Origin of the sequence: Agrobacterium sp. CFBP2214 (assembly GCF_030209895.1) — a bacterium.
GTDB lineage: Bacteria > Pseudomonadota > Alphaproteobacteria > Rhizobiales > Rhizobiaceae > Agrobacterium > Agrobacterium radiobacter.
Window position 1 is genome coordinate 49,546 of sequence record NZ_JARVRC010000008.1, and the last position, 14,923, is coordinate 64,468.

The 14,923-nt window shown below is 57.6% G+C and carries 12 protein-coding genes; 7 read left to right on the forward strand and 5 right to left on the reverse strand.

Translation table 11 applies throughout. From position 1 onward, the window contains the following. Window positions 1-226 precede the first annotated feature (226 nt). From QRN60_RS20710 to QRN60_RS20720, 3 genes are all read left to right on the forward strand, one after another. The gene (locus QRN60_RS20710; RefSeq protein WP_129567474.1) at window positions 227-853 is read left to right on the forward strand and encodes an outer membrane protein; all 627 of its coding nucleotides are present in this window, start codon (window positions 227-229) and stop codon (window positions 851-853) included. 54 nt (window positions 854-907) lie between these two features. Next, complete coding sequence (locus QRN60_RS20715; protein WP_165001899.1) at window positions 908-3,646, forward strand: autotransporter family protein; 2,739 nt, start codon at window positions 908-910, stop codon at window positions 3,644-3,646. A gap of 1,223 nt (window positions 3,647-4,869) precedes the next feature. Beyond that, window positions 4,870-5,085, forward strand: coding sequence for a hypothetical protein (locus tag QRN60_RS20720; protein ID WP_080865387.1), 216 nt, complete (start codon window positions 4,870-4,872; stop codon window positions 5,083-5,085). 284 nt (window positions 5,086-5,369) lie between these two features. On the opposite strand, the gene QRN60_RS20725 is transcribed toward QRN60_RS20720, so the two are convergent. The 4 genes from QRN60_RS20725 to QRN60_RS20740 form a co-directional block, all read right to left on the reverse strand. After that, window positions 5,370-5,621, reverse strand: coding sequence for a YMGG-like glycine zipper-containing protein (locus QRN60_RS20725; protein ID WP_111785170.1), 252 nt, complete (start codon window positions 5,619-5,621; stop codon window positions 5,370-5,372). A gap of 330 nt (window positions 5,622-5,951) precedes the next feature. Continuing rightward, window positions 5,952-7,019 (reverse strand): lipocalin-like domain-containing protein, encoded by a 1,068-nt coding sequence (locus tag QRN60_RS20730; protein WP_111785169.1) that lies wholly within the window; start codon window positions 7,017-7,019, stop codon window positions 5,952-5,954. Next, on the reverse strand, window positions 7,009-9,417 hold the full coding sequence (locus tag QRN60_RS20735) for an ABC transporter permease (RefSeq protein ID WP_111785168.1): 2,409 nt from the start codon (window positions 9,415-9,417) through the stop codon (window positions 7,009-7,011). Before QRN60_RS20735 ends, QRN60_RS20730 begins: the two co-directional genes overlap by 11 nt. After that, on the reverse strand, window positions 9,414-10,073 hold the full coding sequence (locus QRN60_RS20740) for an ABC transporter ATP-binding protein (RefSeq protein WP_087747312.1): 660 nt from the start codon (window positions 10,071-10,073) through the stop codon (window positions 9,414-9,416). The genes QRN60_RS20735 and QRN60_RS20740 overlap by 4 nt, the downstream gene beginning before the upstream one ends. A 300-nt stretch (window positions 10,074-10,373) precedes the next feature. Here QRN60_RS20740 and QRN60_RS20745 point away from each other — a divergent pair, with 300 nt between their 5' ends. After that, a complete protein-coding gene (locus tag QRN60_RS20745) occupies window positions 10,374-11,525 on the forward strand; it encodes a glucoamylase family protein (protein WP_111785167.1) in 1,152 nt (383 codons plus the stop codon). Between the two features lie 245 nt (window positions 11,526-11,770). Here QRN60_RS20745 and QRN60_RS20750 read toward each other — a convergent pair whose 3' ends face one another. Continuing rightward, window positions 11,771-12,754, reverse strand: a complete 984-nt coding sequence (locus QRN60_RS20750) for an alpha/beta fold hydrolase (RefSeq protein WP_111785166.1) — start codon at window positions 12,752-12,754, stop codon at window positions 11,771-11,773. Window positions 12,755-12,835: 81 nt separating this feature from the next. Between QRN60_RS20750 and QRN60_RS20755 the strand changes: the two genes are divergently transcribed. The 3 genes from QRN60_RS20755 (at window position 12,836) to QRN60_RS20765 (ending at window position 14,361) form a co-directional block, all read left to right on the forward strand. After that, window positions 12,836-13,243, forward strand: coding sequence for an RrF2 family transcriptional regulator (locus QRN60_RS20755; RefSeq protein ID WP_020808177.1), 408 nt, complete (start codon window positions 12,836-12,838; stop codon window positions 13,241-13,243). A 231-nt stretch (window positions 13,244-13,474) separates the two neighbouring features. Next, on the forward strand, window positions 13,475-13,927 hold the full coding sequence (locus QRN60_RS20760) for a GNAT family N-acetyltransferase (RefSeq protein WP_111785165.1): 453 nt from the start codon (window positions 13,475-13,477) through the stop codon (window positions 13,925-13,927). Window positions 13,928-14,265: 338 nt separating this feature from the next. Next, window positions 14,266-14,361, forward strand: coding sequence for a phosphoribosylamine-glycine ligase (locus tag QRN60_RS20765; RefSeq protein ID WP_111785164.1), 96 nt, complete (start codon window positions 14,266-14,268; stop codon window positions 14,359-14,361). Window positions 14,362-14,923 lie beyond the last annotated feature (562 nt).

The following is a 14,923-nucleotide window of genomic DNA, read 5'->3' on the forward strand; positions in this document are numbered from 1 at the left end:
TGCAGGATTTGCGTTTAATGATTGTTTTATCCAGTGCCATTTGCGCGCAGGGATAGATTTGCCACTGCCGGTCCGAAAACTCTTCTATCCCCTGTGAAATTTCGATTGTCTGCACTGTGGGCGCACACACCAGGCGTTTCCGGCGCGCCGTCAATTCAGGGCGTCGGCGGCGCAGAGCGGAGTTTCAACGAGCGCCACATCGTCGTCTCCAATCAGGCTTCACACCGTGAAAATATTCTTTCTGCCTGCCGCTCTAGCATTGACCGTATCCGCAGCGATTGCGGCGGATGTCACCGTTGAGGACACCGCGCAGCCCGTTGCGGAGAAACCGGAGTTCACCTGGTCCGGAACCTATTTCGGAGTTCATGCCGGTGGAGGTTGGGCCAACGGCGCGTTTTCAGGCTTCGGTGTCGCCGGAACTGAAAACGCCAATGGCAGTCTCTTCGGTGGATTTGCAGGCTACCATTACCAGCCCGGCGACAATGTTGTTGTCGCCGTAGAGGGCGATATTGAACGCCACTGGAATGAACAGGAAGTCTTTGGCGCTGTTTTCGGTCTGGACTGGGCTGGGGCGCTGCGTGGCCGTGTCGGTTACACCTTTAACAACGTCCTTGCGTACGCTACGGCGGGATGGGCCGGAACGCGGGCCTATGTGGACGCGCCGGAATTGGACAAACAGGAAAAGACATTCAGCGGTTACACGATCGGCGCCGGGCTGGACTATGCCTTCACCGACAATATGTTCAGTCGTATCGAATACCGTTATACTGATTATGGAGACAAGTCCCTTCAGGGCGTCGCTGTCGATACCGGCCAGCACACGGTCAGGGTTGGCCCAGGCATAAAGTTCTGACCTATGCCGCCATTTTTTAGGTCTACACTTACGCTGGATGGAACGCGCCGGTATTTGTCAATCGTAATACTGACCGCTTTCATAAGCATTCTGACGGCAGTTGCCGCCTCGGCACAGGTGCCCGTTGTCACCCGACATCCGGTCGCGGTTTCCGTTTCGGAAGGCCGGGGCGCCATTTTCAGCGTCGAGGTTCAGGACGCCGCCACCTCGATACAATGGCAAAAGGCCTATAGCCCGAGCGGGCAGTTTTCCAATGTCAGCAACGGCAACGGAGCGGAACTCCACTTGCCGAACGTCAGGCTTTCTGACAGCGGCACCTATTATCGAGTTGCGGCAACGCTGGCAGGTAGCACCGTTTACTCCGCTCCGGCGTCCTTGACGGTCCTTTCCGCTGTCGCGCCGGGGGTGCGAACCGTCGACGTGCCGGCGAACGGACACTACAACGCCGGTCAAACATTGAGTTTCCACGTTCACATGGACCAGAGTGTTTGGATCACCGGTACTCCCGCTATTCAACTCATCATCGGCGCGACCACCCGGCAAGCCGCCTATCGATCCGGTACCGGCTCCAGCGTCCTCACATTTTCATATACTGTCCAGTCCGGCGATGTGGATATGGACGGAATTGCTCTTGGCACATCCATCGCATTAAATGGTGGCACAATTGCAAATTCCGTTGGCGAGCCAGCCGAACTTGCCCTGAACAGCGTTCCCCCGACGGGCCAGATACTCGTCAATGCAAATTCCCCAACGGTCACTCTTTCTACCTCTTCCTCCCCTGATGATTCCATTCGCCGTATAACAGTCACGTTTTCGGAAGCGGTTACCGGACTGACGCAGGGGGATTTCAGTTTGATCCCGACCGGGTCGGCGGTCGGTTCTGTTACGGGGCTTCGAACCGACGATAATATTACCTACGACGTTCTGGTATTTTACACCTCCGGTGCGGGTACTTTCAGTCTTCGCTTGCCGGCAAATTCCGCAATCAACACGGGCGGAAATGGCAACCTCGCGTCCAACACTCTGACCTGGCGAGTCGGCTCTTCGATAAATGCGGATTTGCAAGACATCAGACCGAGCGCCGGCACCCTCACCCCATCCTTCTCGGCATCCATAACCTCTTATGTCGTGAGTGTCGGAAGCGATATAGAGCGTGTTTCCCTGACAGCCGTTGCTGCCGACGCCGCAGCAACAATCACGCTGAACGGGTCGCCCGTCCCGGGCGGTCTTCCGAGCCCGGCAATACCACTCGCCATCGGCAACAATGCGGCCGACATAACCGTCACGGCCCGGGACGGGGTAAGCACAAATACATACCGCGTCAATATCGTCCGCGCTCAGTCCGGAAATACAAGTCTTGCTGCGCTGGTCACGTCGGTCGGAAGTCTTGAACCGGCATTTTCGCCGGGCGTCGCTAATTATATGCTTTCCCTTCCTTTCGACACCGCTACGCTTCAGGTGATGCCGACAGCCGCCGACCCTTTCGCTGCCGTCACGATACATGGCAATGTGATCGCATCGGGGAATATGAGCCCGCCCATCGAACTGGCCGTGGGTATAAACACCGTATCCGTGCTGGTGACGGCGCAAAACGGAGCTGCACGTTCCTACACGATCTCCATCAACAGGGAGAAACTTGTTTTTCCGGATCCAACAATGGACGCCGACGTTGTTGGTTTGCTCAACGCGCAGACGAGCGCCGCAGGACGTTTTGCGCAGGTTCAGATACGCAATTTCCAAAATCGGCTTGAGCGACTTCATAACGAGGGCGAGCGCAGAAAGTCGAGTTTCGGTATACGTTTTGGGGGACAGTCGACGGGCGCCGGTTCCGGTTCGCCCGTGGAGCCCGAGCCGGATCCGGGTGGCACCGGCATTGCATCGCTCGGTTATGCGACCGAGAACAAGCAAGGGCTTCCTGAGAAAGTCGTCGCTCCCGGGGAATATCAATTCCCGGAGCGAGATTTTGACCCCGGTCCTTTCGCTGTCTGGACGAGCGGCTTCGTCAATTTCGGTGAGCGGGAAGATGGCAGGCTCGATCTCGATTACACGCTTGCGGGCGTCAGCGGTGGCATTGACTACCGTTTCTCGGAAGAGCTCATCGCAGGTGTTGGCGTCGGCTATGGACGTGATAGCACAGATGTTGGCAACAATGGCACGCAAAGTCGTGCCAACGCCTACAGCGCCGCTTTCTATGGCAGCTATACACCGTTCGAGAATCTGTTTATTGACGCGCTTCTCGGCGGTAGCGTTCTGGATTTCAATTCGGTACGGTTCATTGCGGCCGACAGCAATTTCACAAGCGGAAGACGTAACGGCAGTCAGTTGTTTGGTTCACTGACGGCCGCTTACGAGTTCCGTAACGAATCGTGGCTGGTATCGCCCTACGGCCGGGTGGAGATGTCACGATCCTGGCTTCAGGGCTTTTCCGAAGCAGGTGACAGCACCTATCGCCTCACTTACGGTGACCAGACGGTCGACAATGTAGCGGGCGTTCTGGGCCTGCGCGCCAGTTACGCGTTCGACCATGAATGGGGCAGGCTGATCCCAGGCGTCAGGGCTGAATATGCACTCGACTTCAAGGATTCCGGCCGTGCCATAATGGGTTATGCCGCATCTGGCGGGCTTCCCTATGCGCTCGACAGAAAGGATGAGACCTCCGGTTATGGCAACATCGGGCTTACGCTTGATGCGATCTTCAATGTATGGTCCGCTGGCCTGGAGTACCGGACCGGCTTCGATGATTCCGGGACCCGGGACCATGCGGTGCGCATAAAAATCGAAACCAGATTCTAGCGAACAACCGGTTTCGCTGACCAGTTCCTTTACACCGCAGGTCGCTGGATTGTCGTATCTGCTTCGATTTTTTTGACCGTTCGGATCGCATCGAACGCCCGTAGTTGCTCTCGTAAATCCGCAGCCCCGGAACGCTATCGTCGCTGCCGCCACACTTTTATGCTGCTAAATCGACCATTGAACGGTCGTATTTTCCAAATCCGATGCACGAGCTATCGCTGTGCCGGCGTTGCAGGAAAGGAAAAGGCTGAAGGAGGCCCGGCAGAGGTCTCATGCCCGCCCATTGTCGTGACGCATCAGTTCGCGATGGCATATTGATTCCTGCGTCGCGGAATCAGCCAAGCATTCCTGACAATCGCAGCAATACGACCCCGATTGCCGCGGAAATTACGGTCAGCGATATACATGCATATAACCGGTACACTCTCTCCTTGGACGTCAAGAGGATATAGATTGATGCGACCGCGAGAAGGATTATTGTCACAAGAGCGCCATGCGCCCGATACTCGTCCGAGTAAAGCCATGTCCCCAAAGCCAAAAAAGCGCCTATAACAAAAACAAGCTCGAGCTTTGGCAAAACGACACCTCAAAAGAATCTGCTGGCGATTCTAGGGTCTCAATCTCACAGGTCAATATTGTTATCAGGTAACTGCGGGGGCGCGGCGCTGATCCGAGGAAGGAACACCAGATCCGGGTTTGGCAATTAACCAACTGCTAACCATGTTGGCCTAGTTATGACTCATGAGCCGAGCTTGACCCCCTGCGCACCAAGGCCACGATTTCGTTTCGCGTTCTGGCACGTTGCTTGTACTCCTCGCGTGAAAGTGGAACGTCGAATGCGGTCTCCAGCCCTCGTTTGCATACTTGCCGCAGGCATGTTGGTAACCGGTTGTGCAAACGGTTCAAGTCTGCGAAAGCAGCCGACAAGCACTGGCGGTGCGGAAACCTCCGGCAGTCAGGTGAGCGGATCGAATGGCATCGATTTGCCGGGTGTGACAGGTTCCGTCACCGCTCCGGTGAAACAGGCGAGTTTCAGCAGGACCGAGCATAAAGGACCTCTTTCGGGCCTCCTTCAACAGGCCGAGCGCAACTGCCGATATACGGGCCCGAACCCAGTCTCCGGCGGGAGTGGCAATTTAGATAAAATTTACGCTAAATCTTAGGGATTTGGACTGATCCTGCCGTGCTACGTTCAACCACGTGGAAACGGGAGGCGAGTAACAATGATCTGGGACCTGAGGAAGCTTGAAAAAGAACGCCGCGATCTCATTGAGGTCGTCGACAGTCTCAAGAGTTGGCAACGTTTCTCGCCAGATGATCCGCGTACTATCTCCTTGCAGGTCGCGGCACATATGATGCGGCTTAGCGAACTGGATGAGGATTTGACAAATCTGAGGAGCAAGGAGAATGGTTCAGCAGAGAATCTTGCCGCCAGCTGAACCTTTGTCAGACGATCCAGCAAGCATTCACCGAAAGACAGCGATGCGTCCTTTGCCGTCACAGCGCATGCGGGTCACTGGCACGCTCTATGGCGTTGCCCCCGGGCCGGTCGATTGGTGCCATTCCGGTATCGACGAGCACGCCCACACTAGCTTACTCCGAAGCACCCATCAGGCCGGGGATTGAAGCCAACAGATATAAAAATCAAGGCTACAAGCCGCTGTCATACGGCGCGGCTTCGTAGCCGACCGTCAGCTATGTTCGATGATAGAGGCCGGACAGATCAGCATCGATCAACGTAGCGGTTTCCGTCGCTGTCGCGATAGTAACAACGGCCGGGCTGTCCTGCTACGTTTCCGATCAAGGCGCCGGATACGCCACCGATAGCAGCACCGACTGCGGCGCCGCGAACGTTGCCTGTGGCTACGCCACCGACGACGGCGCCTGTTGCAGCGCCAATCCCGGCACCTTTTTCTGTCGATGCGCAAGCTGTCAGACACAGTCCTACGCATCCGATGACGAGAAATTTGTTCAATTCAACCTCCGTTAAAGTTTGCTCCCGGCAGAGACTTCCCCGGCCTGACCATGTTTGGGCTTTGACCGGATCGCCATGCGGGAATCATCTAACCAGCATCGGCGCCCAATGTTCCGAAAACAATGAAAAGCGGGCTGAAACGTGTCGGACTTTTCCGCGGGGCCGGGAACCGGTGCACGCGCTGGACGCGGGCCTGGCGGCGACCAACGAACCTCCCCACACAACACTTTTCCCTTTTTCTGGCCCCGCCGCTATCTGTCCCGCATACGGCATTCGCACCGGAGGCATCGCTCAAAACGAAGACCATCATCTCCCGGGAGGTCGTGAGGTTTAATAACCGGTCATCTCCAGATAGCCTTGTCCCGAAATGCTCCCTTTAAACTCTATCGGTCCTTCCCAGTAGGGTGTCGATGTCGCCATCCATGCCTGCTCGTTAAGGGGCAGTGTTTTAATGTCGAGGCCGCGCCCCGGTATCCTGATGCTCCACTCGACCGGGACTGCCTTGCCCTTCACGTCAGCGGTCCGCAAAGGGGTGAGGATGATGTCCCCCGGATCGATGGTTGTCGTCTTGCCATCTGCTGAAATCCAGTTGGCGGAAATATAGCCGCCATTGTCATCGCGCAGCCGGAATGCCATGAGTTTTTCGCCTGACGTCAGGTGGAGCGAAAACCAGTCCCAGCCCGTCTGATTGGCAGCAAGTGGCTGGGACGACCACTCCCGATCGAGCCATGCCTTGCCGGTTACCTTTTGAATATCGCCGTCGACACGAACGCTGCCGCTGACATCGTAGAAGGGTTGAGAATAATAATAGCTTGCCTGCCCTTCCGCCGATTTCACGGAGTATCCACCGTCTCCCTGGCGTATCAGCGGCCCGAGCGCCCGAAGCTTCAGGTTATATTGGAAGTGGTTGCCGTCAGCGTTGAGTTCCAGTTGGTCGAGTGGGTCGTGGAGATCCGTACCCGTCGATTTCATTTGCCAGTTGTCAATCCAGGCTTCGAAGGGTTCAACGTCGACACCCGCCTGGCCGACCCCTCCCCTTGCCAGCCTTTCGGTAAGGTAGTGACCACTGGCAGTGGTGACGGCTGCGTGCCCGATCCATATGTGCGGATCGGTCCACCCCGCGCGTTCGGTTGGTTGAAGCGCGGAACGAAAGAGCGTCCATTGAGCGCCCATCCGTTGTCCATCTGCCTTCTGGAGATTTGCGGTAACATACCACCATTCGATCCTGAAATCAGGATGCGCCCCGTGATCTCCTGGAAAAACAAGCGGCACCCCGCGTTTCGGAATACTGAAGCCTTCGGCATTCGACCCCAGGCCCGCAAAGCCTTGGGCCAGTATGCCGGTCGGCGCCAAAATGCAGTTTGCGGAAAGGAGCAGAAGGAGAATTTTAGCGTTCACTGGCGAATATCCTCAGAAGGTCGGCCGGTTCCGTCTTGGCCAGCCGGCGGACCGGTATCAGAACCGAAACAAAGGCCGCAAGCAGAGCGGTGAAGCCGAGCCTGAGCCAGTCCAGCGGAAACAGGATCAGGGGCAATCGCCATCCGAAGGCCTCTACATTAATGATCGCCAGCAGAACCCAGGCCAGTCCCAGCCCGACCGGGATGGACGCGACAAAGGTGGCCAGCCACAAGGCAAGCGTTCGCAGGACCTCAAGCATGGCAAGATGGCGACGACGAAGGCCAAGCGCCCAGACAGGGGCAAGCTGGGGCAGGCGGAGCGAGGCAAGCGTCAGCAGGCTCGAAAACATGGCGAAACCCGCCACCGCAAGCGTCAGGACGTTGAGCGCGCCGGTAACCGCAAATGTCTGTTCGAAGATCGCGGCTGACTGACGTTTCAGCGAAGCCTGATCGACAATGTTCGCGTCCGGCAGGCCGAAATCCTTCATCAGGCGGCGCCTGAAATCCTCGACCATTCCCGGTTCCATGCGGAGGCCGTATCGAAGTTTTTCGATGTCCGGATAATGCTGAACCAAAGCATCGATACCGATGATAACCTGGCCTGTCGGGTTGCCGTAGTCGGAAAAGATACCAACGACCGTAGCGCTCCAGCCTCCGGGCAATTCGATTTGTTCGCCGAGCGAGGCCTTCCCTGTCCTCCAGAACTGCTCGTTGACCAGTGCGCCTCGTCCTGCCGCGATTTCGTCCCAGGTCGCGGCGGAGCCCAGGATCAACGGCCAGTGATCCCTGTATGTAGCGTCATCAGCCACGCCGAAAATCTGGACCTGTTGCCCGGAGATTTCACCTTTCGTGCTCCAGACAGGCAAAACCGCTCTTGTGTGGTCCGGAAACCATTGCCGCAGGCGTGCCGCTTCGCCCTCGTCGCGCGCCGTCACATAGACTTCCGCCGCCAGGCGCTGGTCGAGCCAGCCCAGGAATGTTTGCCGGAAACTGGAAACCATGGTCCCGACGCCGATATTGGCTGACAACGCCAGCAGCAATGCCATCAGGGCGAGAGAAAGCCCGGGCAGTTGCTGGCGTGTATCGGCAAAAAACCACCCCGCCAACACATGTCGGGATACATCTTCGCCGACTTTCAGTCCGAGCGCCAAAAGGGCCGGAAGAATGAATGCTGCGCCGAGAAGCAGTGTCCCCAATACCGCAAAACCTGAAACGAGCCCGTGTCCCAGCGATGCAAGCACGCCGGACAAAATAAGCAGCAACATTCCAGCGCCTGCCTGAAACGTCAGCCCTCGGGTAGATGCCATGGTCCAGGCCCTGCTCTGTGCCGCCGACAAAAGCGGCATGCGCCAGACGTGCCAGAAATGTTGAAGCGAGGATAGCAGCGTCCCGATCAATGCAATGACAATTCCCGCCAGCCACCATTCCGGACGGAATGACAATGAGCCGGCGACAGTTGCGCCGTAAAGGCCGCGCAAGCTCGCGGCAACACCCGGCAAAAGTGCCGACGCAACGACATAACCGAGCACAACACCAAGGGCACCCGACACCAGCGCAAAAAACGTTGTCTCGATCACGAGCATCACCATGAGGGAACTGTGCGAAACCCCAAGCGATCTCATGGTTCTGAATGTACCGCGCCGCTGTTCGAACGAGAGGCCTGTCGCGGAATAGACGATGAAAAGACCGACAACAAAGGCAAGAAATCCAAATGCTGTGAGACTGAGATGAAAGCTGTCGGTCAGCCTTGCGATATCGGACCGGCTGCCGGCTTTTCTCAGGGAAAGGTCGGGCGGAAGGGGCCCGGGCGTCTGATAATCGGCGTTTCGCGAAGCGACAATGACGATCCTGCTCAGGTCGCCATTTCGTTTCAACAGTCGGTCCGCCGTTGAAATATCGACAAAAGCTGCATCGTCCGGGATGTCTTTCGCCGTCCTGATTAAAAGGCCGGAGGTATCGTTGAGTCTGGCAGCCGTTGCCGGCGAGACAATCATCTGGCCGGGCTCCCGCATGAAATCAATCAGAGCCGACGGGTCGGAGGGCGGAAGAACGATTTGCCCCGAGGGCATTGTCAATGGATCGATACCGACGAGCCTGAGACGCGTCGTACCAAACCTGTACTCGCCTTCGATCACCGGGGAGACATCCAGACCCGCCCTGCGAAGCCGGACATATGTCTGCAACGGAATCTTCCCGCCGTCCTTCGCCACAAGCTGATCAAGCTGGTTCTGTGCCAGGACCGAGGCTGCCCGGTCATAACTTGCCCGCGCTTCGGCGTTGATTGCCTGGACGGCCGACCAAAGGCCGGTCGCCAGCGCAACACCCAGAATGAGGGTGAAAAACTGGAGCGGCCTGTAGCGCCAGTGGGAGAGCAGCGCCCGGAAGGCGGTATGGTTCATGGCAAAACCTTCCCGCCGCTGAGGATGATGCGCCGATCGAGTTTTGCCGCCAGGCGATTTGAATGGGTAACGAGGAGAAGCGCGATCCTTGCTGATCTTGTCAGGCTCAGCATGATTTCTATGACGAGGTCAGCCGTCGCCTCATCGAGATTGCCGGTCGGCTCATCGGCGAGGATGAGGGACGGTCTTGCCGCAAGTGTGCGTGCGATTGCAACCCGCTGCTGCTGACCGCCGGAGAGTTGCTCGGGGTAACGCCCGAGCAACTCTCCGATTCCCAGTACCCCGACGAGTTCTTCCTGCCATGACGGGTCGAACCGCCCTGCCAGTCTCGCGTGGAACGAGACGTTCGAGCTGACATTAAGGCTCGGGATGAGATTAAACTGCTGGAAGATAAGCCCGACCTCCCGGCGCCGGAAACTTGCGCGACCTGCATCATCGAGGCCGCTGACAGACCTGCCGCTCACCGCAATAGTGCCGCTGTCCGGCAGATCGAGTCCGCCGGCCAGATGCAGAAGTGTACTCTTGCCGCTGCCGGATTCTCCTGTCAGGGCCAGGCTTTCGCCGGCCTGTAGCGAAAGATCAACGCCCTTCAGCACCGGGACGTTGCCTTCCGCTGTCTGATAGGACTTCCTGATGTTGGACATTGAGAGGATCATTGGTCTTCTGTCTCTTGTTCGCCCTGCCCATTTCACCACGCAAAATTTCCGGTGTTCCCGTGGAGCTGCCAAGGTTCTCCCAGGTTCTATTCCGATGTGCATACCCGCTCAATCTGCCTCCGGTTGGAAACAGAGGCCGAGTCGGATAAGCCTTGGCCGAGTATTGCCCTCGATCACAGGGTTCTCCCGAGGTCGGAAGTGACAGACGAATTATCCAGTCAACTTGACAGCTTGCATCGCAGTACCTTCGACTATTTCTGGTCCGGAAGCCATCCCGAAAGCGGGCTGCCAAGGGACCGGATGCGAGCCGACGGTTTGCCGATCCATGAGATCACATCAATCTCCGGGGTGGGGTTTGGTTTCCTGTCGCTCATCGTTGGCGTTCATCGTACCTGGATAACACGCCGGGATGCTATTGCGCGGGCCGGCCGCATGCTGGAATCGCTGGCTGCGGTCAAGCGGTTCCATGGCGCTTTTCCTCACTTCGTCAACGCGTCCAGCGGAAAGACGCTTCCCTTCGCGAAATTCGACGACGGCGGTGATCTCGTTGAAACCGCGCTTCTGGTTCAGGCGCTGATCTGCGTGCGTGAGTTCTTTGGCGGGCAGACATCCGCCGAGATCAAGCTTCGCCGATCCATTGAAGAAATCGTCGAAACGGTGGAGTGGAGCTGGTTTACCAGGGGTAAGACCGGGCCGCTTTTCTGGCACTGGAGCCCGCGATATGCATGGTCGAAAAATCTGCCGATCGCCGGCTGGAACGAGGCTCTGGTTTGTTATGTGCTGGCGGCAGGTTCAACGGCGCATCCGGTCGGCCGGGAAACTTATCATTCCGGGTGGGCACGCGATGGCGCAATCAGGAACGGATCGTCATATTTCGGTGTGCGGCTCCCGCTTGGCGAGCCTTTTGGAGGTCCGCTCTTCCTGTCGCACTATTCGTTCTGCACGCTTGATCCGAGAGGTCTCGGTGATGCCTATTGCAGCGACTATCTGGAACAGGTTCACGCACATTGCCTGATCAATTACCGGTACTGTCGCACGCGCTATGCAGGTGAAGCAGGATGGGGCTTGTCCGCCTGTGACGGGCCGAAAGGTTATCTCGTGAACTCTCCAACCGATGATCATGGCATCATCGCAACAACGGCTGCCCTCTCAAGCATGCCGTTCCTGCCGCAGCGTGCACGCCAGGCGGCGCTGCGCTTTCTGCGATGGCATGGCGGGGCGCTCGTCGGCCGCTTTGGCCTGATGGATTCTTTTCAGCCATCAACAGGCTGGGTCTCCAAAACGCATCTTGCGATCAATCAGGGGCCAGTCGTCGCCATGATGGAGAACGACCGGAGCGGTCTGATTTGGGAACTGTTCATGAACGCGCCGGAAGTCATAGCCGGACTGAACCGGCTGGGTTTCCACCGCGACAGATCGCACGAAAGGACGAAGCAGCAAGAGGCCGGATGAGTGACCGGACACAGCATCGTGCCATCTTCGGGCGGGGTGTTCCTGGTCACGGGCGTTAACCCCGACCGGTCATATTGCGATCGGCTGAGGGGTGCCGGCGCGTGGGTTTAGCGAGCCGTCGGAAGAACTGGTGACGGCCAGCGTCTCCCACCCAATCCCTCCGCGCTTTGCTGGCGGCTGCAGTCATCACCTGTTGCACCGGGTGAGGTCCTGGCGCAAAGGGCCAACGGGTTTGGGCGGCATCGTTATTTGCAATTTTGCAAGGACCTCGCAAATGCAATGATCGCTTCACTAACCTCATGCGGTTTCTCCTGAGGTGCCCAGTGTCCGCAATCCGGTATTATGAAGCTCCGCGTCAGGTTGGGAACAAGCTCGGGCATGGCGTCAATGATCTGTCGCATGGCAGGCATGCTCAATCCCGGATCCTGCTCTCCCACCATATAGACCGCCGGAACCTCCACTTTCAGACCGTGAAGCGAACGTTGCAGGTTCCAGTTGGCGTCGAGGTTGCGATAGTAGTTAAGCCCGCCGCTGAAACCGGTTTGGCCAAAGGCGTCGACATAATGGGCGAAATCAGTCTCGCTCAACCATTGCGGCAGGATGTCGGGCGCCGGCAAGGGCGCGAGCATCCCCTTCATGGGCGATACCATGCCGAACGGATCAGGCGTCCCGTCGCCTTCCTCGCGTGCTCCCGCCTCCCGCGATGCGGAAAACAAAATCTTGCGAAGCGTCGCGCCGATATCCCGCTCAAATTCAGCTTCGGCGATCCCGGGCTCCTGAAAATAAAGGGTGTAGAACAATTCGGTGTCGGATTGTGGAAAGAGACTTGTCGGCGGTACCGGCGGGGAGCCCATCATGGGAACGCCTATTGCAACAACGCCTCTGAAGCGGTCCGGGCGCATAAGGGCTGCCTGCCAGGCCACTGTACTTCCCCAGTCGTTGCCCACAATGACAGCCCTGTCGCAGTTCAGTGCATCGAGCAGGCCCACAAGATCGCCCACCAGGTCAAAAATGGAATACCTGCTGAGTGACGTTGGACTTTCTGTTTCTCCATAGCCCCGCATATCAGGTGCGACGGCGCGAAAGCCAGCTCTTGCCAGTGCGACAAGCTGGTGTCTCCAGGCGTAGGAGGTTTCGGGAAATCCGTGAGCCAAAAGGACAACCGGTCCTTCCCCCTCCTCCTCAACATGCATCCTGAGTCCGTTGGCGACCAGCTTGCGAGACGGCATGGCGAGCTCCTCTGTTATTCCGAAACAATTTATGTTACGGAAAACTTCACGTCAAGTTTCCGAAACAAGGAAAGTTACGAAATGTCAGACACCCGACTTTCCCGCATGCTTCACGTACTTGTTCACATGCATCTGCTCGGCGGGAGTGAAACTTCCGAAACAATCGCGAAAATGCTGAACACCAATCCGGTCGTGGTGCGCAGGACAATGGCTGCCCTGAAGGAGTACGGGATCGTGAAATCAGCGGGAGGGCGAAGCGGTGGCTGGCGGTTTGCAAGGGGAGCCGACCAGATTACCGTCGAGCAGGTCCACGATGCGCTGACGATCGGATCGGCGTTTTCGATTGCCCTTTCGAACGACCATAGCGCCTGTCCTGTCGAGGGTGCTGTGAATATGTTTCTGGGCGAGGCGATGACAGACGCCGAACACACCCTTCGAACCCGTTTTGCGGCGACAACGATTGTTGATCTGGCCAGTGCCTTCGCCTGATATTGTCGGTTCTCCCCGGCCCGGGTTGTGGTGACTCATCACGAGGACTGCTGGCGGTGTCGATCCGGCGACCCGACATGGAAATTGACCATCATCTTTCAGGGCTCTAGAAGAGCTCATCAGCAGAAGGAGGATTATGCGCAGAGGCAGCCATTGTAGCCGCACGTAGCGGTCTTGCCCGGCACCGTAGAGGTTGCCGGACCTCTTGGCATATTTTTCTTCGGAGTTCTCATGAAGAACCATGATGTATTGATCCGGCCTTATGCGCCGGCAAAGGACACACAAGAGCTCTCACTCATCTGGCTGGAGGCGTCACGCGTGGTCCATCCGTTTATAGGCGAAGCGCGTTTGGTCGAGCAGCGAGCGCTCATTGAAAATCAATATCTGCCCAGCGCCGAAACCTGGGTGGCGACCATTCACGATCTGCCCTGCGGCTTCATCAGCCTGCTCGACACATTCGTCGGAGGAATATTTGTTTCTCCAAACCGTCAGGGCCGTGGAATCGGACGCCGGCTCATTGCTCATGCTCTCGGTCTCAGGGGAGAACTTTCTCTCGATGTTTACATCGAAAACCGGCAGGCAATGTCCTTCTATACCGGACTGGGTTTCAGGGAGCTCTCACGCCGTCCTGTCGACGATGATGGCTATCCGTTTGAAAACGCGCGTCTGCGTCTGACGGGCTAATGGATTGCCGGGCGGCCCAAGGCCGCCCTGATTGCCGCGTTTGAACAGGACTGCCCAGGCCGTCCATCCCACAAGGCGCATTGCCCATTCCTGTCTTCCCGCCCTACGATGCTCGGTTGATCTCGCCAATGGGCAAGCAGGCTCGCGCCTGTCCGTTCATCATAAAACCGGTTTTCAGTCGCCGGACCCACGACCAGCCCCACCGATCACCGGGGAGCGGACTTCGCCCTCCCCCTTCGTTCCGGAGGATGTGAGAGCACATCCACCGGAACGGTGGGTAAAGGCTTCACCCACTGCGGGGCTTGCTCCTGAACTGTGGCAACAACGGAGAGCCTGTCATGACCGTATACCCCAGCACCGCATGTTTCGACACCGGCCGCGCCTTGACCGAAGACGAACTGCGCAAGACCGCGCCATCGATCTTCGCAACGTAGGCACACGAAAGCAGATCAGAGCGCTTCCGGCCAATTCATGGCCGCCGCCGGCGTGTCACATCCCGCGCCGTTTACCGGCATCGATCAGGACATCAAGCTCAACAAGGCGCTCTGGCTCCTTGGAGCCGAGAAGGCCAGGCTGAAGGGTGCACATTGATGCGCCCCGCCTCGTCACTCTTTTCGGCGGAGCTGTTCAATTGCTGCACGGCTTTGAAGGAGACGGATTGGAGCAGGTTCACAACTCTTGAAGCTGCTGACGAGGGTGCGGACTGTATCGAGGGCGGATATTCTCCCAAAGAGGCTTCGTTCTTCACAATTTATGGGCGCCTCAAAGAGGGTGGTTGCGAAGCCATCACGGATTGCCCTGATTCTAACAGCGCCAGTCGTGTTGCCTCACAACTTTGCGCCCTGAGTGGATTGACGCTTGAAATTGTTTGCTAGATGCCACCAATGGCAACGCCGGGAGATGCGGTGAAACCACAGACCGGATTTTGCGAGGAACCTGGCCACCTTCGAGGTGGCTCCCCTGACGCCCCGCCCCTCGAACTCCCGCCCCACCCTT

Bases quoted from the DNA above. Each gene is read 5' to 3' on its own strand.
- QRN60_RS20720 (WP_080865387.1), top strand. From the start codon at position 4,870: ATGATCTGGGACCTGAGGAAGCTTGAAAAAGAACGCCGCGATCTCATT.
- QRN60_RS20735 (WP_111785168.1), bottom strand. From the start codon at position 9,417: ATGAACCATACCGCCTTCCGGGCGCTGCTCTCCCACTGGCGCTACAGG.
- QRN60_RS20740 (WP_087747312.1), bottom strand. From the start codon at position 10,073: ATGATCCTCTCAATGTCCAACATCAGGAAGTCCTATCAGACAGCGGAA.
- QRN60_RS20745 (WP_111785167.1), top strand. From the start codon at position 10,374: ATGCGAGCCGACGGTTTGCCGATCCATGAGATCACATCAATCTCCGGG.
- QRN60_RS20750 (WP_111785166.1), bottom strand. From the start codon at position 12,754: ATGCCGTCTCGCAAGCTGGTCGCCAACGGACTCAGGATGCATGTTGAG.
- QRN60_RS20755 (WP_020808177.1), top strand. From the start codon at position 12,836: ATGTCAGACACCCGACTTTCCCGCATGCTTCACGTACTTGTTCACATG.
- QRN60_RS20760 (WP_111785165.1), top strand. From the start codon at position 13,475: ATGAAGAACCATGATGTATTGATCCGGCCTTATGCGCCGGCAAAGGAC.
- QRN60_RS20765 (WP_111785164.1), top strand. From the start codon at position 14,266: ATGACCGTATACCCCAGCACCGCATGTTTCGACACCGGCCGCGCCTTG.